Source organism: Prevotella sp. C561 (assembly GCF_000224595.1).
Taxonomy (GTDB): Bacteria; Bacteroidota; Bacteroidia; order Bacteroidales; family Bacteroidaceae; genus Prevotella; species Prevotella jejuni.
The window spans coordinates 150669-173277 of the sequence record NZ_JH114143.1; the positions used below are offsets into that span (position 1 = coordinate 150669).

At 43.5% G+C, this 22609-nt stretch carries 19 protein-coding genes and 1 tRNA gene; 7 read left to right on the forward strand and 13 right to left on the reverse strand.

The window, feature by feature from the left end; all coding sequences use genetic code 11:
* Positions 1 to 100 precede the first annotated feature (100 nt).
* Both HMPREF0666_RS06170 and HMPREF0666_RS06175 read left to right on the forward strand, forming a co-directional pair.
* Positions 101 to 171: transfer RNA gene (locus tag HMPREF0666_RS06170), tRNA-Gln, on the forward strand.
* A gap of 74 nt (positions 172 to 245) precedes the next feature.
* A complete protein-coding gene (locus tag HMPREF0666_RS06175; protein WP_009011510.1) occupies positions 246 to 632 on the forward strand; it encodes a rhodanese-like domain-containing protein in 387 nt (128 codons plus the stop codon).
* A 324-nt stretch (positions 633 to 956) separates the two neighbouring features.
* On the opposite strand, the gene HMPREF0666_RS06185 is transcribed toward HMPREF0666_RS06175, so the two are convergent.
* The 9 genes from HMPREF0666_RS06185 to HMPREF0666_RS06225 all read right to left on the reverse strand — a co-directional run bounded on the left by HMPREF0666_RS06185 (position 957) and on the right by HMPREF0666_RS06225 (position 11544).
* Entirely contained in the window at positions 957 to 2846 is a 1890-nt protein-coding gene (locus HMPREF0666_RS06185) for a DUF349 domain-containing protein (RefSeq protein ID WP_042856073.1), read from the reverse strand.
* 156 nt (positions 2847 to 3002) lie between these two features.
* A complete protein-coding gene (locus tag HMPREF0666_RS06190) occupies positions 3003 to 3929 on the reverse strand; it encodes a magnesium transporter CorA family protein (RefSeq protein ID WP_009011512.1) in 927 nt (308 codons plus the stop codon).
* Positions 3930 to 4449: 520 nt separating this feature from the next.
* Positions 4450 to 5481: an AMP-binding protein gene (locus HMPREF0666_RS06195; RefSeq protein WP_009011513.1), complete on the reverse strand. Its 1032-nt coding sequence runs from the start codon at positions 5479 to 5481 to the stop codon at positions 4450 to 4452.
* Positions 5482 to 5614: 133 nt separating this feature from the next.
* Positions 5615 to 6652 carry an o-succinylbenzoate synthase gene (locus tag HMPREF0666_RS06200; protein ID WP_009011514.1) on the reverse strand — a complete coding sequence of 346 codons (1038 nt, stop codon included), beginning with the start codon at positions 6650 to 6652 and terminating at the stop codon, positions 5615 to 5617.
* Positions 6653 to 6662: 10 nt separating this feature from the next.
* Entirely contained in the window at positions 6663 to 7214 is a 552-nt protein-coding gene (locus HMPREF0666_RS06205; protein WP_009011515.1) for a four helix bundle suffix domain-containing protein, read from the reverse strand.
* A 155-nt stretch (positions 7215 to 7369) separates the two neighbouring features.
* Positions 7370 to 8197 carry a 1,4-dihydroxy-2-naphthoyl-CoA synthase gene (gene menB, locus HMPREF0666_RS06210; RefSeq protein ID WP_009011516.1) on the reverse strand — a complete coding sequence of 276 codons (828 nt, stop codon included), beginning with the start codon at positions 8195 to 8197 and terminating at the stop codon, positions 7370 to 7372.
* Positions 8198 to 8275: 78 nt separating this feature from the next.
* Positions 8276 to 9940 (reverse strand): 2-succinyl-5-enolpyruvyl-6-hydroxy-3-cyclohexene-1-carboxylic-acid synthase, encoded by a 1665-nt coding sequence (gene menD, locus HMPREF0666_RS06215; protein ID WP_009011517.1) that lies wholly within the window; start codon positions 9938 to 9940, stop codon positions 8276 to 8278.
* Between the two features lie 140 nt (positions 9941 to 10080).
* A complete protein-coding gene (locus tag HMPREF0666_RS06220; protein ID WP_009011518.1) occupies positions 10081 to 11127 on the reverse strand; it encodes an isochorismate synthase in 1047 nt (348 codons plus the stop codon).
* Positions 11128 to 11544, reverse strand: a complete 417-nt coding sequence (locus HMPREF0666_RS06225; protein ID WP_009011519.1) for a PaaI family thioesterase — start codon at positions 11542 to 11544, stop codon at positions 11128 to 11130. It abuts the gene before it with no gap.
* Positions 11545 to 12928: 1384 nt separating this feature from the next.
* Between HMPREF0666_RS06225 and lysS the strand changes: the two genes are divergently transcribed.
* The 4 genes from lysS to HMPREF0666_RS06245 all read left to right on the forward strand — a co-directional run bounded on the left by lysS (position 12929) and on the right by HMPREF0666_RS06245 (position 18145).
* Positions 12929 to 14665, forward strand: a complete 1737-nt coding sequence (lysS, locus tag HMPREF0666_RS06230; protein WP_009011520.1) for a lysine--tRNA ligase — start codon at positions 12929 to 12931, stop codon at positions 14663 to 14665.
* Between the two features lie 174 nt (positions 14666 to 14839).
* A complete protein-coding gene (locus tag HMPREF0666_RS06235) occupies positions 14840 to 15835 on the forward strand; it encodes an NAD(P)H-dependent glycerol-3-phosphate dehydrogenase (RefSeq protein WP_009011521.1) in 996 nt (331 codons plus the stop codon).
* A gap of 6 nt (positions 15836 to 15841) precedes the next feature.
* Positions 15842 to 17197: a glucose-6-phosphate isomerase gene (locus HMPREF0666_RS06240; RefSeq protein WP_009011522.1), complete on the forward strand. Its 1356-nt coding sequence runs from the start codon at positions 15842 to 15844 to the stop codon at positions 17195 to 17197.
* A gap of 213 nt (positions 17198 to 17410) precedes the next feature.
* Positions 17411 to 18145, forward strand: a complete 735-nt coding sequence (locus HMPREF0666_RS06245) for an HAD family phosphatase (protein ID WP_009011523.1) — start codon at positions 17411 to 17413, stop codon at positions 18143 to 18145.
* A 197-nt stretch (positions 18146 to 18342) separates the two neighbouring features.
* On the opposite strand, the gene rsgA is transcribed toward HMPREF0666_RS06245, so the two are convergent.
* From rsgA to rsmA, 4 genes are all read right to left on the reverse strand, one after another.
* Positions 18343 to 19287, reverse strand: coding sequence for a ribosome small subunit-dependent GTPase A (gene rsgA / locus HMPREF0666_RS06250; protein ID WP_009011524.1), 945 nt, complete (start codon positions 19285 to 19287; stop codon positions 18343 to 18345).
* 154 nt (positions 19288 to 19441) lie between these two features.
* On the reverse strand, positions 19442 to 20002 hold the full coding sequence (gene frr, locus HMPREF0666_RS06255) for a ribosome recycling factor (protein ID WP_009011525.1): 561 nt from the start codon (positions 20000 to 20002) through the stop codon (positions 19442 to 19444).
* 167 nt (positions 20003 to 20169) lie between these two features.
* Positions 20170 to 20649: a GAF domain-containing protein gene (locus HMPREF0666_RS06260; protein ID WP_009011526.1), complete on the reverse strand. Its 480-nt coding sequence runs from the start codon at positions 20647 to 20649 to the stop codon at positions 20170 to 20172.
* Positions 20650 to 20654: 5 nt separating this feature from the next.
* Entirely contained in the window at positions 20655 to 21458 is an 804-nt protein-coding gene (gene rsmA / locus HMPREF0666_RS06265) for a 16S rRNA (adenine(1518)-N(6)/adenine(1519)-N(6))-dimethyltransferase RsmA (protein WP_009011527.1), read from the reverse strand.
* A gap of 78 nt (positions 21459 to 21536) precedes the next feature.
* On the opposite strand from rsmA, the gene HMPREF0666_RS06270 reads away from it, so the two are divergent.
* The gene (locus HMPREF0666_RS06270) at positions 21537 to 22565 is read left to right on the forward strand and encodes a lysylphosphatidylglycerol synthase transmembrane domain-containing protein (protein WP_042856074.1); all 1029 of its coding nucleotides are present in this window, start codon (positions 21537 to 21539) and stop codon (positions 22563 to 22565) included.
* Positions 22566 to 22609 lie beyond the last annotated feature (44 nt).

The window sequence follows — 22609 nt, forward strand, 5'->3', positions numbered from 1 at the left end:
AATTTAACTCTTTTATTAAAAAAAGTCGTTAGAAGTTTTGGTAGTTAAAGAAAAAGTGCTAACTTTGCACTCGCAATTCGGAAATGAGTTGCTTAGTTATTGGGATATGGTGTAATGGTAACACTACAGATTCTGGTCCTGTCATTCCTGGTTCGAGTCCGGGTATCCCAACAAAGATGAGAGAGTTGAGTATTCAACTCTCTTTTTTCGTTTCATAAAGTATTTATCTTCTTACACAGTAGAGTATGAAAAAGTTTATTGCAGCCATTTTGGCAGTATTTGGAATAGGGATGGGTGCATCAGCACAAAGTGCGTACAAGAATGTTGATGTAAATGGTTTTGAACAGCTGATTAAGTCTGATTCTGTTCAGTTGGTGGATGTTCGCAGACTTAATGAGTATAAGGAAGGACATATTCCAGGCTCACTACATATCGACGTATTGGATTCTACATTTCTAACGAAGGCTCTTGCTACGCTTGACAAGCATCGTGCTTGTGCGGTTTATTGTCGTTCGGGGAAGCGTTCGGCTATGGCTGCTTCTCTTCTTAGCAAGGAGGGCTTTAAAGTAACTAACCTTTTAGGGGGTATCATAGCATGGAATGAGGCAAAGAAGAAGACGGTTAAGGAGTGACGAAACCATCTTTCAGAGTAGATACTATGTGTGACAGATACTCCTGTCATCTGTCTTCTTTGAGTAAAGAAAAGTCTGTTTTCGATTTTTTTTCATGAAGAAAAATATTTCTTTTCATGAAGAAAAATATTTCTTTTCACGATAAAAAATATTTCTTCTCATGAAAGTAAATTCGGCAATGAAGCTTTTTGTGGAGTGGAGCTGTGGATAAAGTAGAACAAAGAAAGGGGCAATCCTATGCGGAATTGCCCCTTTCTTTGTTTCTATTTTACCCTTCCCTCCGTCCTTTATTACCATGGACGAGCATGGTAGGGATGTTATGTTTTATTTGTTTTCAGCATCGATTGCCTTAATCTTCTGCTTCACCTCTTCCATATCATCTTTGAGTTTCTGAATACGACGGTTCATATCATCAATAAGGCTATTGCCCTTCTTTGAACTAATATTGAGGAACCCAAGATTGTTCTCGTAGGTATTTATCTCCTGTTTCAGTTGTTCGAAGCGTCTGAGGAGACGGCCGCGCTCGTTGTCAAGAGCATCTGCACCACGGTCTGCAACCTTCTTCAGATTGTTACGGAAGTTGTCAACACGCTTGCGAGCAGCAGAGATATGGAGGTCCTTATATATCTTGTCCAATACCTCATGATACTCTTTATAAAGCTTGTCTTTCTCCTTGTAAGGTACGTGCCCCACCTTATTATATTGCTCAGTCAGCTCTTGAACCTTCTCGTGCAAACCTTCCTCGGCCTTTTCTGCGTGTTCCTTCAATTGCTTGATGATGTCACGTTTCTTGTTCAGGTTCTCATGCTCCTCATTACGAGAGTCTGCATGGACAGCGTTACGAGCCTCAAAGAAATGGTTACAAGCAGCCAAGAAATCATTCCATAGCTGGTCACCAATCTTCTTAGGAACCATACCAATGGTCTTCCACTCCTTCTGTAATGCAATGAGTTTATCTGATGTTGCTTTCCAGTCAGTAGAGTCACTTAATGCCTTTGCCTTCTCAACAAGTGCCTTCTTCTTCTCTGCGTTCTCAGCAAACTGCTCTTTAAGCTGCTTGAAGAATTCGCCTTTACGGCCGAAGAAATCGTCACATGCAGCACGAAAACGCTCAAAGATCTTAACGTTCATCTTCTGTGGAGCAAAGCCGATAGTCTTCCATTCTTGCTGAATAGCTATTATCTCCTTTGTACGTTTCTCCCAATCAGCAGAGGTCTTATTCTCCTGTTTAGCGATATCCTCAACCTTTTCGCAGAGTGCAGTCTTCTTTGTTAGATTCTCTTCCTCATGGTTGCGAAGTGTCTCGAAATGCTGTTGATGGCGTTTGTTGATAACAGTACTTGCAGCCTTAAAGCGTGTCCAAATCTGTTCACGAAGCTCCTTTGCCACAGGACCAGTCTCTCGGTATTCCTGATGAAGCTCCTGTAACTGATGGAAAGCACTGATGATATCTGTTTCGTCAGCTAACTTTTCTGCAGCCTCACACAGTTTTGTCTTCTTCTCAAGATTCTTTTTGAAATCGTATTCTCGTGCCTCTCGGTTGAGGTTTAACAAGTCGTAGAACTGTTCAACATAGAGTTGATAGTTACGCCAAAGCTCGTTAGCCTTTTCAGCAGGGACAAGTTTGATTTCTTTCCACTCCTGTTGTAGCTTCTTGAGCTTGTCGAAATTCTTGTTAGCCTCATCTGGAGTAGTAGCCATCGCCTTAATCTGCTCGATGATAGACTCTTTCTTCTTCAGATTTTGCTGTTTCTCTTCTTCAAGCGCAAGGAATGCTTTCTGGCGTTTTTCTTTGATAATGGTCATCTCCGCCTTAAAGACTTCTTCGTCCTCATCAGGTAGTACCTGATATTTCTCAGGGTCTCCGCCATTGTTGAGATATTCCTTTTGTTGTGCTTCGCGCTCGGCAAAGTGCAACTTATAGAATACCGTTTTAAGGTGTTCCACTTCTGCTTTTTCAGGTGTATCGTCACTATCGACGATAGCCTTTAGACGCTCTATGATTTCCTTTTTTGAACTATACGCCTTTGCAGCAGGGTTTGTCTCCTCGCTTTCAGGCTGTGTTTCAACTGGCTGTTTGAGGTCTTCTGCTGCTTTAGTATTAGTTTCCTGTGCTTCTTCAGAATTATCTTTTGAGGCGTTAGTTACAACTTCTTCAGACAGCTTAACTTCTTCTGCACCCTGCTTCAGGGTATTTTCTTGAGAGTCCATCATTTCACTTTTTGTTTGTGATTTGGGTTTTTCCACATTCAAGGTTTCAGACCATTGCAAAGATGCCGGTAGTCTTCTACCATATAACATATCATTTGCAAACTTAGACAAAAAGTTTGAAAATACCTAATTTTAAGTTGTTTTTTTTATTTCTCTGCTCTAAAGCAATCGTTTATGGCGTAGGAACCACCATGAAGCAACGGAAACAACGACTGATAAGAGCATTGCTACAGGGAATCCCCAAGGGTTTGTTTCCATTCCGTTGACGAGGTTCATACCGAAGAGAGAGGATATTAGGGTTGGCAACATCATGACAATAGACACCGAGGTGAGCGTACGCATCACGGTGTTCATGTTGTTGTTGATAATACTTGAGTAGGTATCCATTGTTGACTCAAGGATGTCTGAATAGATACTTGTCGTTTCTCGTGCCTGTGACATCTCAATGTTTACGTCTTCAATGAGGTCGGCATCCAACTCGTCTATCTGCAGTTTGAACTTCAACTTAGCCAGGAGGTTCTCGTTACCACGGATAGATGTGATGAAATAAGTGAGCGAATCCTGTAGTCTACTTAGTCCGATAAGGCTCTCATTATCCACTCCTCTATCCAAGTTGTGTTTTGCCTTCTCAATCAAAGTACTGATTTGCTTCAGTCGTTTAAGGTACCATACGGCAGAAGAGAGGAAGAGACGGAAGATAAGGTCTACATAGTCGGTGAAGCCTTCATTCCTTTTTTGCTGATAGCTGACGAAGTCGAGCATCATATTCGTCTCAAAGTTACAAACCGTGATGGTCACATCTCTTTTATGAATAATACCCAATGGCACCGTAGTATAAGGTGTTCGTGAGCGTATCTCCTTCACGTATGGTATACGAAGGATAATCAGCATCCATCCATCATCATATTCATAGCGAGCTCGCTCATCGGTATCGCTGATATCCGATAAGAAATAGTCTGGAATATGAAAGGTGTCTTCGAGTTCTTGTTGGTCTTGTTCTGTTGGGCAAGTAACCTGAATCCAGCAGTTTGGCTGCCATTCTTTAATGGTATTCAGGGTTCCGTTAATGTTCCAATATGTCTTCATTAGCTAATCTCCATAGTTAAATAATATGGTGGGGATTAGCAACTTCTTGTTGTAATCCTCACGTCTACGAATTGTAATTCTCCGCGTGATAATCGTCCATTTATAATCTACGTATTGGTTTTGTGAGTGCAAAATTAGACAAAAAAATCGGTTGTGGCAAACAAAAGATTAAGTTTTTCATTGTATAGCAAGTGCTGAATTGGTTTCATGAGAGAAAAGATGCCGAATGGTTGTGGGGGTATATCGCTTGTGTGACTATTATCGTGTATTATATATAAAAAGGTGTATTCTCAGCATCAATAGTATGATAAGAGACGCTTTCTCTTTGTTTTATATTCCTGCTTTACGCTGGTCAATAGATTGTTAAGGGATGTTTTTGTTCTGAATAGGACTATCTGGGCAATATTGATAATCTTCTTGACTAATTTCTCAGACCCTTGTCAAGAGGAGTGGGGACACCCCGCACGGGTTGTGCGGAGCTTGAATACCAATAGTATATACTATTAGCAAGGGAGCAGTCTTATGTATTTAACTTACTCATTTGGTGTGCTAAGGCTTTTATCTCAGCCCTTGCAGGTTTCCCAGTACCTGTTTTGGGGAGGGAGGGAACGTGGAAGACGAAGCGAGGCTGCCAGAATTTGGGGAGATGTCGTTGGCAGAGTGCTTTAATGTCATTGGTGTTGTCTTGTGTTGAGAGCAAGACAACAGCTTCTCCAAAACGCTCATCAGGACAGCTGGTTATGGCAAAGTCGGCTGTTAGATAGGGTTTTAGACGCTGTTCCACTTCCTCAATTTGAATCTTGATGCCGCCCGAGTCAATTACATTATCTTTCCTTCCGAGGATACGAAAACAAGGAGTTTTAATGTTATCTTCTGTTGTGAAAGGGCTAATCTCAGCTCTGTCGTTGGTTACCAATGGATGTGAACATACAGCAGGGGCGTCAATGACAAGACAACCTTCCTCGTTGAGCCACACAGTCACACCCTCGAAAGGCTTATACCATTCGCTCGCATTGGGTCCGTTTAGGCGTCGTAGGGCTATGTGAGAGAGTGTTTCTGTCATACCGTATGTACTCCATACCGCATTAGGGAAATTGAGTAGGGCCGCTGATAGTTTGTCGTCAATAGCACCACCACCTATTATTAGGTGGCGTATATGGCGTAATCTCTCACATTCTTTAGGTACTTGTAGGGAGTTATAAACCTGTAATGGTACCATAGCAGCAAAGGTTATCTCTTCGTCGGGGAGGTCTGCTTCTGCCAAGGAAGCATCAGATAGGGGATGTCCGGATGGTGTGACACTCAACAAACGCAGGTTGCGTTCGATACTCCTTACCACTATCATCTTTCCCGCAATGTAGTCGAGTGGCATACAGAGTAAGGCTGTGTCGCCTGCTTTCAAGCCAAGGAAATCGCAGGTGATACGGGCTGAGTTGAGCATACGTTGCTTCTCCACCCACAGCGGTTTAGGCTTACCTGTAGAGCCACTGGTGTGTACAAGGAGTTGTGGACAGTCATTCTGCCATTCTGAAAGAAAGTCTTGTAGTGTCATTTTTGCTGTTTTTTGTGCTATTGGGCCAATGGGGCTAATAAGCCTAATAGGGCTAATAATAACTATCTTGTTGTTTATTTGTGCTATTGGGCCAATAGGGCTAATAAGCCTAATAGGGCTAATAATAACTATCTTAATCGCTGATCCATAGCTGATCGCGCCTTATCTCTAATGGCATTGGGATATTGTCAGTGAAGAGTTGTCCCGTACCTAATCCCTGTGGGGTGGTGATATTCGACCCATAGATATCTGCGGTTAGTTGTGCGATAGCATTCAGTCCGATGTTACTCTCAAGTGCTGAGGTTATCCAAGAACCGATGTTACGTTCCTTTGCCATTGTGATCCACTCCCTTGTACCCGTCATTCCCCCATGTAGACTCGGCTTGAGGATGATGAATTGTGGGCGGATTGTGTCGAGTAATAATGCTTTCTCGGCAGGGTCATTGACCCCTATTAGTTCCTCGTCGAGGGCTATCGGTAGCGGAGAATCAGCACACAAGCGTGCCATCTCCTGCCATTGATGCTGTCGGATAGGCTGTTCGATGGAATGAATGTCATATTGTGCCAGTGCTTCCAACCGTTGCATAGCCTCCTCAGGGGCAAAGGCTCCATTTGCATCAACACGTAGTTCGACTCGATCACGTGTGAAGTTCTGACGGATATGACGTATGAGTTCGATTTCTTTCTTGAAGTCTATTGCTCCTATCTTGAGCTTCACACAGCGGAAGCCAGCTGTGAGTTTTGCTTCTAACCGCTGAAACATCTCGTCAAAGGACCCCATCCAAACGAGTCCGTTGATGGTGATTCCCTCTTCTCCTCGGCCAAACGACGTATTGAAGAGGTTGATACTTCCCTTGGCATCCAGCTGTGCCTTAGCCGTTTCCAACCCAAAGAGCATAGAGGGAAAAGGGCGCATAGCATCAATGTCTATCCTCCCTGTACGACAGAAATCCTCACAGAAGGAATGTAGTCTCTGCTCATATTGTTCGTCAGGCATGGCGTCGCACGACAGGTCGGGGAGTGTTGCGCATTCCCCTACACCCACGACTCCCGGTTGATAGGTGTCAGATAGTGTGACATAATAGCTTTTCCTCGTTGTGTAAACACCCCGTGAGGTACCTGCAGGGACGTGGAAATGAAGCGTGCGTGAGGTGATATTTATCTTGTACATAGTATAATCATTATTGCTTGTTTCTATATTCAATTCTTGCTTTTGTCATCTGCTCACGTATACCACCATGTTTAAGGAAATCCTCTTTGATATAGTCTAAATATCTTCTAAGTATTACGTCTTCTTGATGAATTAGGGTGATAGCAATGTTCGCAATGGTTTCATCGGTGCGTACCTGAATGGCATTGCGATAAAAAGAAGAGTCATTATGCTTGGCACATACGCGCCGAGCGATGATAGCATTCTTATCGTTTACATTCCATTTAGCAAGACCTCGGACACGAAGATAGTCTTCATAATCAATTAATAGTTCCTGTAGACTGGCGCGTGCAACGTTTACCAACTTTATTTCAGTTTCTGCAGAAGTCGTTGAGGCAGCACATCCTTCAGCAATGTTCTGCTTTCCCGAGCGAGCAGCTTGTACCATCTGGTCTATTGTCCTATCGTTTCTTTCCAGAAAGTGGTGGGCAAAGTAGTAGGTGATATCGTATATACACTCAGCCTTCTGATAAGCTATTAGGTTTCGATAGTTGCCTTTTTGTGGCAAGAAAGGTGTTTCCATGATTGTTTCAATAGGATGTTGATAATAATAATTCTGTTAGGATTATTAGGCCTATTGGGCTTATAGGCCTAATAGAGCAACAATTCTACAGTTCTTATTTATTAAAGGCAATATTGGCCTCATTGGTCTAATAAGGCCAATGAGGCTATAACCAATTATGGGAACTGCGGATACTTGTCGAAATCTGGCTTGCGCTTTTCAAGGAAGGCCTTGCCTCCTTCCTGTGCTTCATCAAGTGTGTAGTAGAGCATGGTGGCGTCACCTGCAAGCTCCTGAATACCTGCCTGACCATCGAGTTCGGCGTTGAAGCCTGCCTTCATCATACGGAGAGCCAGTGGAGAACGCTCTATCATTGTCTCTGCCCATTCTATACACTCGTCTTCGAGATGGTCGAAAGGTACTACCTTATTGACCAGTCCCATGCGTTCTGCCTCTACTGCAGAGTATTGACGACACAAGAACCAGATCTCACGAGCCTTCTTCTGACCGACAATACGGGCCAGATATGATGCACCGAAACCAGCATCAAAGGATCCAACCTTGGGTCCAGTCTGCCCGAAGATGGCATTGTCTGATGCTATGGTGAGGTCGCATACCACGTGGAGGACGTGTCCACCACCAATGGCATAACCATTAACCATTGCGATGACAGGCTTTGGAAGACGCCTAATCTGCATCTGTAAGTCGAGTACATTAAGGCGTGGAACACCATCAGTACCTATGTATCCACCATGTCCCTTCACGTGCATGTCGCCTCCAGAGCAGAACGCCTTGTCGCCAGCACCAGTCAGTATAACGACGCGTATATCGAGGGCTTCACGACAGTAGTTAAAGGCCTGCGTCATTTCCCATACTGTCTTTGGTGTGAAAGCGTTACGATAGCGTGGGCGATTGATGGTTACTTTCGCTATGTGGTTATACTCTTCAAAGAGGATTTCCTCAAAGTTAAAGCCTTCAATAGGCTTCCATTCTCTTTTCTCCATAAGGTCTTTTGTTTTTATTGATTATAGGGAGCTTGCCAAGGCATTCCTAAAAAGAGGGTAGACCATGGCAAGTTGTTCTTATTTAAAAGCTTGATAATAATCCTTCAAGGCTTGTGCATCTTCCTCTACATTGGTGAATACTTCCAAAAGGACTGGTCCTTCTTCTGAGTTAAAGAATTTGTCAAGATTCTCATATAGCTCTTCTTCGTTATGTGCAGATAGATAGACGATGTCATGTGCTTGGCAGACACCCTCCGCAGAGGTCGTATGCTCAGCACCAATAGCACTATCTCGGTAGGGAGAACGCTCCAATCCCGATAGCTGATGGAAGATTCCTCCACCGCCATTATTAAGTAATAAGATAGAAAGATTGGGTGAGAGCGACTCGTTCCATAGTGCGTTCTGATCATAGAAGAAGCTCAGGTCACCAATAACACAGTAGACATCCTCTTCGTCTTGATGTGCAATAGCATAACCGACAGCCGTTGACAAGGAGCCTTCAATACCATTCACACCTCGATTGACATAGATGTATTGGTCAGAGAAGATATTGCCGAGGCGCACTGCCGAGCTGTTGGCGTAGAAGAGTTGCCCATCAATAGCCTCTTCTCTCATCTTGTGATGAAAGGTCTTGACAGCCAACAGTTGTGAGAAACGTGGTTTTAGCGTATTACGAATAGCCTTGGCTTTATCAAAGAGCTTGTCCCATTGTGTCACAAAAGCCTTTTGTTCCACTCCTACCGTCTCATTAGCAAGGATGCTGATAACCTCTTCTGCCGACCCTTGGATAATGTCGGTTGTGTGCATAAAGGTGTCACAACAATCCCCGCCTTCGTTCACAACGATTGACATCTTACACTCACTCTTACGAAGAAATTGACGAAGTCGTTTACTAACGATGGTCCCTCCTATATATATAAGGTGGTCTGGGTGGTAGCTGTCATCCTCTTCAATCATCATTAAAGCCTCATCCAGAGGTTGTGAAGGCCCAATATCGTCATCAGCCAATTTCTCTTGAATGACGACCGCAACCTTCTTTATCTCCTCGATAGGCTCAAGTAAGTTGCCTACAACTTCGGGGATTAGTTGTCCGAGGACGACCATTGGCTTTTTTGAACAGAAGAAATCTGCTGCTATTTCATAGACACTTGTGTCATTGGTTACAGCAGGGTAGACTGTGATACGACGTTCGTCGGGTAGTTGCATGACGTCGTAATCAAATAAAGGTTCGGTGATGGGCACATTGATATGTACAGGACCGCCACCATTTAGGTGTAGGACATTCAACGCTTCATTGACCAATCGGTTGCAATACCAGCATTCCTCGTCGTTGTGAGGTTCGGGGAGTGTGACACTCTTGCGTACGTTTGGTTCTAATGCACGGTGTTGTTGTAGTGTTTGTCCGTCCTGTTGGTCAATCCACTGAGGTGGTCTGTCGGCTGAAATGATAACCAATGGGCGCTTCTGATAGAAGGCTTCTGCGGCAGCAGGTGCCACGTTGAGCAAGGCCGATCCAGACGTAACGCAAACGACAACAGGTTCGTTGTCAGCCAAGGACATACCCAATGCCACAAATCCTGCCGACCGCTCGTCAGTCACGGGATAACATTCTATATCGGGACAAGCGCAGAGGTTGTGTACAATCGGTGAGTTACGAGAACCTGGACAGACAACTGCTTTTGTGATGCCTTCCTTTACGAGCAAGGCAGTGAGTATGTTAACGTTTTCTTTGGTGCTGTACATAATGGGTGATGGGTGATGGGTGTTGGGTGATGATGGTTAGGGTTATTGGGCTTATAGGGCCTATTTGGGCTATTGGGCTAATAAGGCCTATAGGGCCAATAAGCCTAATAAGCCTAATAAGGCCAATAATGCTTATTAGGCTAATCCCTTATTAATAGCTTTCGCATTGTGTCGAGTTTAGATTCTGTCTCCAGCCATTCATTCTCTTCGATGCTGTCCTTTAAGAGCCCACCACCAGCATAGAGGCGGCAAGCAGAGCGGGAGAGTTGCATACAACGGAGTGTGACATAGAGCTTTGCCGTACCGTTTTCAGAGAGCAGTCCACTGAACCCACTATAATAACCTCTGTTGAGTTGTTCGTTAGATAGGATGAATTGCTGTGCCTTATCCTTAGGTATACCACATACTGCAGGGGTAGGGTGGAAGGCTGTAAGGAAGGTTCCAAGGCGTTGCCTATCCTTGAGAAGGAAACGAAAGTCTGTGCGGAGATGAGCCAGGTGGGCTGCACGTGTCGTGTAAGGTTCGCTTTCTGTAACCTCCATCGCAAACGGCTGTAAGCAAGTACGGATATAATCTGTCACAAGTTGTTGCTCCTCTCTATTCTTGTCAGACCATCTCATGTCTTCACCCGCATATCTCATCGTACCTGCTAAAGCCATGGTTTGATAACCATTAGCGTCTCCACGGAGAAGAATCTCCGGACTTGCAATGAGCCACATACCCGTCGCTGGTGTGTAGAAAAGAGCGATGTATGAGCGAGGATACATACTACAAGCATTCAAGAAGATGTCCCGAGGACTCATGTGCTCGTCTTTCTGTTCGATGACCGAGCGAGCCAAGACCAATTTTCGGAATGTATTGCGTTCCAACTCACTATGGAAATGACAGAAATCATTGTGATAGTCCTCACGATAAGCGATACTTGATGCGGTAAACACAGCATCGTCTTGCCATTCGGGAATAGCTTCAAAACCTTTACTCCCATCTAATGGAAGGACGACCGAAGTGCCCTTTGGACCATCCAGCAAGTAGACTTTATCATTAGTATGGCAACTGAAGGGAGCAATAACAAATCCTTCTCGTCCGTTAAGGGCTGTGAGGGAAGAGAAAACTGACGGCTGTTCTGGTTGAGTATAGCAATGACAAACCTCCTCAAAAGGTTCGCGATAGATAAAAAAAGAATCCATTTACTTCTTCTGTGGGGCTATGACGTAGTTGGTAACTTGTACGCTTGAAATAAGTTCGTTATCGTCATTCTTGATGTCAATGTTCCATACGTGTAGTGTACGCCCTTTGTGAATCAGTTTCCCATAAGCCGTAACCGTTCCACCGTATGGCATTGCCTTGACATGATTACCGTGTACATTAATACCCATAGCCATCATCCCAGGGCATAAAGCCATCGATCCAACCCCTGCAAGGTTCTCTGCAAGTGCCAAAGAAGCACCGCCTGCGAGGAAGCCAAAAGGCTGTTTATTGCGGTCGTCAACCGCCATTCTTGCTTTTAAGGTGTCGTCTTCTGGTGTCGAAATAAACTCCATACCGAGTGTATGACTTAGTCCGTCTTCCCCTTTGATATGTTCCCAAACTTTATCTATGTTCATCACTTTGTCTGTTTAATGCTATGCAAAGGTAGTAAAAAGTTAGATAGATTGCAACATTACAGCAATAGTTATGAGGTGCTAAGCGGCTATTAAATGTATGTTGTCATGTGTTCTGGTAGATTATGTTATCCTAAGACTCATGTGCACAAAGGTATATGAAAGTTGGAGGGGTAGCTTCCTCACTCGCTGTTGCATAGGTGGTCTATCCCCAATTCCAGCTGGTCCTTTCTCCTTCCCCAGCTGCCTTTTCCCCTTTCTCCTCCCTCGATGGGAGAGGTGTAAAATGTGAGGTCACTCCTCATGGACGGCTGATAAAAGGAGATGAAACGTTACGCTTGCAGATTGAAATTGTGAGAGTAGTTCAGTAATCACCCTCCTCTAAATTTGTACAGAGGTCGGTTGTGAGTCCGTTCTTGTCTGTCTTTTTCAGTAATCGTTCCCTCTCTCAATTGCGAAAGAGGCTGGGGACGTAACAAGAAGAGGCCCTTCTACGTTCGAGAACATGCCCTTCTTGCATCAAGAAGACGCCCTTCTTGGGGCAAGAAAGGCATGTTCTTAAACGCTATTCGTAACATTCTGATTCCTTGTGGGTTATGAATGTTATAATAGAAGGCTATATGCCCTTGTCTTGAGAACCATTAGTTCAAGTCTGTGTAATGACTTTTCATAATTCACAGACCAATCAGAAGTGTGGAGTGATAGTCGAGACATCGCCTATGTGTACGTAAGAAAAAGTAAAAGGGAGTCATCCTTTCTTTCACAGATGACTACCGATTTATGTACATTGGTAGAGGCTCATAGATCCCCATAGCCAATTTAGTTCACATAGAGTGCCACTACTGGCTATCGTAAATAATTAAATTCTCCCTTCTTTTTGCATACAATTCCAATCGAGCTAAGAGTGAAATATGAAGATGTTAAGGATTGGCTGAATGAGAGCGAAAATAATTTTGCTGTCATATCTGTCACCCTTTTGTTGTATATAATCTATTGAATGATAATGAGTTAGCGTCAAATGTTAAAATGACAGCAACTTAGTTTAAAACTAAAACTGTAATTATAGCTCATCTCTTAGACATTTTCAAGTGCCATTATTATTCTTACTAATCGCATGGTTATTTACTATCAGTGTATCCTCGAGTAGGTATCTTGGAAGACTTTGTTGCATGATGTAGGTTGGAAGCAGCAGAGTTATGTAATCCGAACAGGCAGTTCGATAATAAAAACAAAATCTGTTTAGGCACTGAAAAGCAATATGGGATAAATATTGAAAAGTAAGTGTTATAAATGCGAAGTAGCCATAAAAAAGTCAAAACCAGCCATAATTTGCGAATTATTTATTAAATTTGCAAACTATAAGAATATATTCGATTTAATTATAAATATGAACGTTTTAGAATTATCTGAGCAGGAGATTGGTCGCCGCCAAAGCCTGCAAGAATTGCGAGAGATGGGGATTAATCCTTATCCAGCGGCAGAGTTCCCAACAAATGCTTACTCTACTGATATCAAAGAGCAGTTCAAAGAAGACGAGCACCGTGAGGTTGTAATTGCTGGTCGTATGATGGGACGTCGTGTTATGGGCAAGGCCTCCTTCGCAGAATTACAGGATAGTAAGGGTAGAATTCAGGTTTATATCACTCGAGATGACATCTGTCCGGGTGAAGATAAAGATTTATATAATAAGGTATTCAAGAAGTTACTCGACATAGGTGACTTCATCGGCGTTAAGGGTGAAGTGTTTAAGACACAGATGGGAGAAATCTCTGTACATGCAAAAGAGATTACCCTCTTGGCTAAAAGTTTGAAGCCTCTACCTATCGTAAAGTATAAGGACGGTGAAGCCTACGACAAGTTCGAGGATCCAGAGCAGCGTTATCGTCAGCGTTATGTCGACCTCGTTGTGAATGATGGTGTGAAAGATACTTTCTTGAAGCGTGCCACCGTACTGCGTACTATGCGTAAGTTCTTCGACGAGGCAGGATATACAGAGGTGGAGACTCCAACCTTGCAGAGTATTGCTGGTGGAGCAAGTGCACGTCCGTTCATCACCCACTTTAATGCTCTCAACATCGAGATGTATATGAGAATTGCAACAGAACTTTATCTGAAGCGTCTGATTGTCGGTGGTTTTGAGGGTGTTTATGAGATTGGTAAGAACTTCCGTAACGAAGGTATGGACCGTTTCCATAATCCAGAGTTCACTTGTATGGAGCTTTATGTACAGTACAAGGACTATAACTGGATGATGTCTTTCACCGAGAGATTGCTTGAGAAGATATGTACAGAGGTAAATGGCAAACCAGAAGTACAGGTCGGTGATAAGGTTATCAGCTTCAAGGCGCCATTCCGTAGACTGCCAATTCTTGACGCAATCAAGGAGAAGACGGGCTTTGACCTTAGTGATAAGACAGAGGACGAAATCCGTAATATCGCTGTAAACGAGCTGAAATTAGAAGAGATAGACGAGAGCTTCGGTAAAGGAAAGCTTATTGACGAAATCTTCGGAGAGTTCTGTGAGGGTACATACGTACAACCAACCTTCATTACAGACTATCCTGTTGAGATGTCACCACTGACGAAGATGCACCGTTCAAAGCCAGGCTTGACAGAACGCTTTGAGTTGATGGTTAATGGAAAGGAGTTGGCTAATGCTTATTCAGAGCTTAACGACCCAATTGACCAGGAGGAGCGTTTCGTAGAACAGATGCGCTTAGCAGATAAGGGTGATGACGAAGCGATGATTATTGACCAAGATTTCCTCCGTGCTTTGCAGTATGGTATGCCTCCTACATCAGGTATCGGTATCGGTATCGACCGTTTGGTGATGCTGATGACAGGTAAGGAATACATACAGGAAGTATTGCTCTTCCCACAGATGAAGCCAGAACCAAAGATTCCACAGTCTTCTGTTAAGGAATGGGCTGAGCTCGGAGTAGCTGAAGAGTGGGTCTATGTTCTGCGTAAGGCAGGCTTTAACCTCATCTCTGATATCAAAGAGGAGAAGGCACAAGGGCTGCAGCAGAAACTTGGAGAAATCAACAAGAAGTACAAGCTTGGCTACGAGAAGCCTTCTGTTGAGGATATCCAAAAGTGGATTGAAGAAGCAAATAAAAGATAAGAAAGTAGAAGCAAATAGGTAAGAAAGTAGGGAGTAAGCTATTGTTCTGATATAGGATAGAAGAAACAGGGAGATGGTGTTGCGTCAAGAGAGGGGTTTATAACACCCTGCTGATACGCTAATCTTATCCCACTCTTAGCCTTATTACCCTATAACCTTTTTACTTTAGTGACTATGTTCGACATCGGTAAAATAGCAATCATAGGAAGCGGTAGCTGGGCAACGGCTATCGCTAAGATTGTTGTGGAGCATACGCATCATATTGGTTGGTACTTCCGACGTGACGATAAGATAGAAGAGTTTAAACGGAGAGGACATAACCCAACCTATCTCACCAGTGTGAAGTTTAATATGAAGGAGGTGATGCTCTCATCAGATATCAATGCGATAGTACAAGAGTATGACACGTTGGTGTTTGTAACTCCTTCTCCTTATCTGAAAGCATTACTAAAGAAGCTGAAGACAAAGGTAAGTTCTAAGCTGATAGTGACAGCTATTAAGGGTATTGTTCCCGACGAGAACCTTGTGTGTTCGGAGTATTTCCATGAGGCATATAATGTACCTTACGATAATCTTGCAGTCATTGGCGGTCCTTCTCATGCGGAGGAAGTGGCAATGGAACGCTTGACCTATCTCACAGTGGGTTGTTCTGATCTCAGTAAGGCACGTGCTTTCACGGAGGTGTTGGCATCAAACTATGTAAAGACAAAGACCTCTCCAGACGTCCTCGGTATAGAGTATGCATCTGTATTGAAGAATGTCTATGCCATTTCGGCTGGTATTTGTTCTGGTTTGAAGTATGGTGATAACTTTCAGGCAGTACTGATGTCAAATGCAATGCAGGAGATGGAGCGCTTCCTCAATACGATAAATCCTATCAAGCGGTCTATCATTGACAGCGTGTATCTTGGTGATCAATTGGTGACAGGATATAGTAAGTTCTCTCGAAACCACACCTTTGGTACAATGATAGGAAAAGGATACAGCGTTAAATCAGCACAGATAGAGATGGAGATGGTTGCTGAGGGCTATTTCGGAACAAAGTGTATGAAAGAGATTAATCGTCGTCTACACGTCAATATGCCTATCCTTGATGCTGTATATAACATCCTTTATGAGCGTATTAGTCCACAAATAGAAATAAAATTATTAACAGATTCATTTAGATAAACACAAATGGAAAGTATTAAGTTAGACATCACAAAAGCGGTTCAGTTTCTGAATCCAGGCACAGTAGAGGCTTATGCCCCTCATGTTGCTGCAGCTCAAGACGCTTTAGAGAAGGCTACTTGCCCAGGTAATGATTTCCTTGGATGGTTGCATTTACCATCAAGTATTACTCCAGCGTTCCTTGATGAGATTCAAGCAGTTGCCAATACACTCCGTGACAAGTGTGAGGTGGTTGTCGTTGCAGGTATCGGTGGTTCTTACCTCGGTGCTCGCGCTGTCATTGAAGCATTGGGTAACAGCTTCGCTTGGCTTGTAAATGATAAGAAGAACCCAACTATCCTCTTTGCTGGTAACAATATTGGTGAGGATTACCTCGCTGAGTTAACAGACTATCTGAAGGATAAGAAGTTTGGTGTTATCAATATTTCTAAGTCTGGTACAACGACCGAGACTGCCCTTGCATTCCGTCTTTTGAAGAAGCAATGTGAGGATCAACTGGGCAAGGAGAATGCTAAGGATGTCATTGTTGCTATCACTGATGAGCACAAGGGTGCTGCACGTGCTGCTGCAACAAAGGAAGGCTATAAGACATTTATTATTCCTGATAATGTCGGTGGACGTTTCTCTGTACTCACTCCAGTTGGTTTGTTGCCTATCGCTGTTGCTGGTTTCGATGTAAAGAAGCTTGTTGAGGGTGCGCAGGTGATGGAGAAAGAGACTTCTGTTGACGTTCCTTTCGCAAACAATATCGCAGCACGTTACGCAGCAGTTCGTCAAGGCCTCTACTCACAAGCAGGCAAGAAGATTGAGATTGTAGCTAACTTCCAGCCAAAGCTCCATTTCTTTGCTGAGTGGTGGAAGCAGCTCTATGGAGAGAGTGAAGGTAAGGATCGCAAGGGTATCTTCCCAGCGGCTTGTGACTTCACAACCGACCTCCACTCTATGGGTCAGTGGATTCAGGAGGGTGAACGTTCTATCTTTGAGACAGTCATCTCTATCGAGGAGCCTAATGCTAAGGTTCTCTTCCCACATGATGAGGAAAATCTTGATGGCTTGAATTTCCTCGCTGGTAAGCGTGTTGACGAGGTTAATAAGATGGCTGAGCTTGGTACACGCTTGGCACACGTTGATGGTGGTGTCCCTAACATCCGTGTTAGTGTTCCTAAACTGAATGAGTATTACCTCGGTCAGCTTATTTATTTCTTCGAGAAGGCCTGCGGTATTAGTGGTCTTGTGCAAGAAGTTAATCCTTTCAATCAGCCAGGTGTTGAGGCATACAAGAAGAACATGTTTGCTCTTCTTAATAAGCCAGGGTACGAAGCAGAGAGTAAAGCTATTCAGGAAAGACTGACTAAGGAATAAGAACCTCTCCCCAATCTCTCCTCAAAAGGGAGGGAAGCACCCTATCCAAGCTCCTCGAATGGGGAGGAATACCTACTGAAACGAAGTTAGGGTGGTGTGGATAGATGTCACGGAGAGTACTATTTATAATATTCTTACTATATCCTCAAGTTCTTCACATAGCTGAGGGACTTGAGGATAATAATATATAATAATAAGGTGAAGCAAGTTACGATGATGTCACAACCTCAGCAAGACAGCCCTTCCGTAGGAGAGTCTTGGAGAGAACCCAGGGTAGTCCTCTTTGATATGGACGGTGTTCTTTATGATTCAATGCCCAATCACGGTATTGCTTGGCAGCGTGCTATGAAAGAGTTTGGTATCCACTTCACCCTTGAAGACTCATACGCAACGGAGGGAGCACGTGGAGTTGACACCATTCGTAAGTACGCAAAAGTCCAATTAGGTAAGGAACTTAGTGAGGATGAGGCCCAGCGAATATATGATGTTAAGGCACATTATTTCCATGAAATGCCTGAGGCTAAGGTGTTTGATGGTGTGATAGACCTCATGCGAAAGATTAAGGAAAGTGGATTAAAGATAGGTATTGTAACAGGAAGTGCACAACTTCCATTGATAGAGCGTGTCACTCGTGACTTTGGTGAGTTTCTTTCTAAGGACCAGATAACGACGGCCTACGATGTGAAGCGTGGTAAACCTAATCCCGATCCCTACTTGATGGGATTACAAAAAGCAGGTAACTATTCACCATCAGAGGGTATTGTTGTTGAGAATGCACCACTTGGAGTGCATGCAGGAGTAGCAGCAGGATGCTATACGGTGGCCATTAATAGTGGTCCTTTGGCTGATTCGGTGCTCTTAAAAGAAGGAGCTAACATCCTTTTCCCTACCATTCGCGAGTTTGCCGACAGTTGGGAGCATGTCTTAGAACGTCTCACAAAGCGTTAATTTGGGCTTTTTTAGCTTTTAGTCTACTTGTTTTCTACTATCATTCGTATATTGAAAAAACAATTATAAAAGCTTCCTTCTTCAATTTATTTACGTGAAAAGAAATATTTCTCATCATGAAAATAAATATTTCTTGTCGTGAAGAAAAATCTTTCTTATCATGAAATAAAATTCAAGCGAACAAAAGAAACGTGAAGCTAAAAAGCCTCACGATATTTATTTTCATCCTTGTCTTCGAGCATAGAGAGGTAGCTATTGTAACGACTCTCAGCTATGTAGTGGTCTTCGACAGCCTTTCTTACAGCGCAGCCAGGCTCATGTGTGTGCGTACAGTTTGAGAACCTGCAGTCTTTTGAGAACTTAAAAATCTCACGGAAGTAGCTTGTCAGCTCCTCACGTTCTATATCGAATGTTCCAAATCCCTTTATTCCTGGTGTGTCAATAAGATATCCGCCTATAGGCAACTCCAACATCTCGCTGAATGTTGTAGTGTGCATACCCGTGTTGTGAACATCAGATATCTCAGCCGTACGAAGGTTGACATGGGGTAGGAGAGCATTGATGATGGTTGATTTTCCTACGCCACTATTCCCACTCAAAAGGGTCACTTTCCCAGCCAGTAAAGGCTTTAGTTTCTCCACGCTAAACTCGTTATCTGCTTCAGCGCTTGCCTGTATCTCTACACATTGATATCCGATAGTGTCATAGAGATTCATCACGGCATGCTGATAACGTAATTCGTCCTCATCAAGTAAGTCGTGCTTATTGAATACGAGTGTTACTGGGATGCGATAAGCTTCAGCACTGGCAAGGAAGCGGTCGATAAAGGTTGTGGATGTTTCAGGATAGTTTGTTGTGACAACCAAGAACGCTTGATCGATGTTGGCAGCAATGATATGGCTCTGTTTTGATAGGTTAGGCGACTTTCGGATGATATAGTTTCGTCGGTCTTCTATCTCTGTGATGAAGGCCGTTCCCTCTTGGTTGGGCGTGATGACAACATGATCACCCACAGCCACGGGGTTAGTTGAGCGTATTCCTTTCAGTCGGAAATTGCCCTTAATCTTGCTATCTATCGTCTTGCCGTCATCGGTCTTCACCGTGTACCAGCTACCTGTGTTCTTAATTACTAAGCCGCGCATAAAAATAAAAGAGAGTGGCCCCTCTCCCTTACTCCTCCCCTAAAGGGAGGGGAGTAGTTACCGCCATTAATCTGAATAGAATTGTGATAGTCGGTACATATTACTCCCCTCCCTTTGGGGGAGGGGTAAGGGGGAGGGGCCGTTGTGTGTTTTCTTAAACGGTCATAATCTCTTTCTGCTTATCTTCTAACAGCGTATCAACCTGCTTGATAAACTTGTCATGAATCTTCTGTAAGCTGTCTTCAGCGTCCTTCTCATTGTCTTCGGAGAGGCCATCTTTGATAGCTTTCTTCAGTTTCTCCTTGATATCAGAGCGAACATTACGTATCTCAACCTTGGTACGCTCGCCTATTTTGTTGCATTGTTTCACCAAGTCGCGACGACGTTCCTCGGTAGGTTGAGGCAAGTTAAGGCGAATTAGCTCACCATTGTTCTCTGGTGTGATACCAACATCTGAGTCCATAATAGCCTTTTCAATGTCCTTGATGGCTTTCTTATCCCATGGCTTGATAGCGATGGTACGTGCGTCAGGCACCATGACAGAGGCAACCTGATTCAAAGGAACCTTTGAACCGTATGAATCTACTCGTACACCATCGAGGATGGCTACGTTTGCACGGCCAGCACGGATGCGCTGCAACTCATCACCGAGATACATCGTTGCCATTTCCATGCGCTCGCTGGCATCATTTAATGTCTGCTTAACGTCTATCATATTCCGTTGTGTTATTATTCAATGTTACAAAAATAGGTATTAATTCGGATATGTACAAGATTTTACTTTACTTTTTTGTCAAAATAAGGTCTTACTCCTTATACACTATCCGTATCGTTGGGAGGTTAGCTACTATTCTTACTTAAAATAAGCTTCTCAATCCTTCTTTATAAGAAAAGGTCTTGTGTTTCTTCCATGAGTAAGTCGATGATACGTCCTAAGCCTTCTTTGTCGTCTTCGTCGAAGTCGTTGAGGCGGGTGCTATCGATATCGAGTACACCACGGAAGGTATGTGCATCATCATACATAGGGACAACAATCTCACTGCGAGAAAGACTGCTACAAGCAATGTGTCCAGGGAATGTCTCTACGTCGGGAACAATGAGTGTGTGCCCTTCTTCCCATGCTTTCCCACAGACACCTTTACCGTATGGGATAGTGTAACAAGCTACTGACCCTTGAAAAGGACCTAATCTCAACATATTGCCATGTGCTTGGAGATAAAAGCCCACCCAAAAGAAACGCTCTGGGAAGGCCTCATGTAGTGCTGCCGATACATTCGCTAAGATGCCAATGAGGTTTGTTTCATCTTTTATTAAGCCAGCAATCTGTACCGTTAGTTGTTCATATTGCTCCTTTCTTGTCATGTACTCTATTGTTGATAATTAACTAATTGCGCCTCAACCATGTTTGTTAGTTCAACAAACTGAGCGATAGACAGTTGTTCAGGACGTTTGGTCATGATGTCTTGCTCATAGAAACCATTCGTAGGTTTACCAGTGTTGAAGATCTGACGTAGGCTCACACGCAACATCTTACGACGCTGATTGAAGACAGTCTTTACCACACGCTTGAAGAGTTTCTCATCACATCCAATGTCTGTCACATCATTGCGTGTCATACGGATAACGGCACTCTTCACCTTTGGGGGTGGGTTGAAGACATTCTCATCTACTGTAAAGAGGTATTCTACATCATACCATGCTTGTATCAAGACAGATAATATTCCGTAAGCCTTTGAACCTGGTGCAGCAGCCATACGCTGTGCAACTTCACGCTGAATCATTCCCGTACAGGAAGGAATAAGGTCTTTATACTCAAGCATCTTGAAGAAGATTTGAGATGAGATGTCGTATGGGTAGTTACCAGTCAGTACGAATTGTTTACCGTCAAAGACCTTTGTCAAGTCCATAAGGAGAAAGTCCTCCCCAAGAATATTCTCCCTTAACTTAGGGAACTTATCGTAGAGAAAAGCCACACTCTCCGTATCTATCTCTACAGCTTTCACTTCACGAGGCTTCTCAACAAGGTATTGAGTGAGGACACCCATACCTGGTCCAATCTCTAATACTGGTATGTCAGGACAGGCATCAACGGTGTCAGCAATCTGACGGGCTATGCTTAAGTCAGTGAGGAAGTGCTGACCCAAATTCTTCTTTGGCTTGACTAATTTCATAATTTTTCTTTATTTGCCTACAAAGATACTCATTTTATTTTGCATTAAAAAACATTTTAATTATCTTTGCTCCATTATATGAGGACGAAGAAGCTGTTCAACAATACTGTGAAGATTGCATTGCCGTTACTACTTGGAAGTGCAATCCTATATTGGATGTACCGAGGATTCGACTTCTCCAGCATCAAGCATGTACTACTACATGATATGAACTGGACTTGGATGATTCTCTCTCTCCCCTTCGGCATACTGGCGCAAGCATTCCGTGGGTGGAGGTGGAAGCAGAGTCTTGAGCCTATTGGCGAGCATCCACGTTCGTCGGTATGTGTCAACTCAATCTTCCTTTCTTACGCTGTCAGTCTGCTTATCCCTCGCATTGGGGAGTTTGCTCGCTGTGGTGTATTGAATAGATATGATAAAGTAGCCTTCCCGAAAGCTATTGGAACGGTAGTTACTGAACGCGCAGTAGACACGATTATCGTATTACTTATCAGTGCTACAGCCTTCTTAATGCAGATAGGAGTCTTTACAAACTTCTTCTCTAAGACGGGAACACGTATTGATGATGTTTTCGGAATGTTCTCATCAACAGGCTGGTTGGTAACAGCTATCTGTGGTGTTGCCGCTGTTATCCTCATCTATTATGTGTTACGTCACTTGTCTTTCTATAAGAAAGTGAAGGAAATGTTTAGTGGTATATGGCAGGGAATTAGCTCATTACGTAAAGTAAAGAATATTCCCTTGTTTATCTTCTACAGTCTGGCGATATGGGGAAGTTATTTCTTACATTATTACTTGACGTTCTTTTGTTTTGATGCAACAGCAAACCTCGGTCTTTCGTGTGCACTTGTGAGTTTCGTTGTAGGCTCTGTGGCCGTTATCGTACCGACACCTAATGGGGCAGGACCATGGCATTTCGCCGTCAAGACAATGCTGATACTCTATGGAGTGGCAGACAATCAGGCACTCTATTTCGTACTGATTGTACATACCATTCAGACCTTATTGGTCATTCTCTTGGGCATCTATGCATGGATAGCACTAAGTTTCACCAAGACACCAGTGTCTTTAGGTCGTCCAACCGAGCTTACTCGTCCTGCAAACTAAGGGTAGAAGAAGAATCTATTGAGCGAATGAATAAACAATGATAA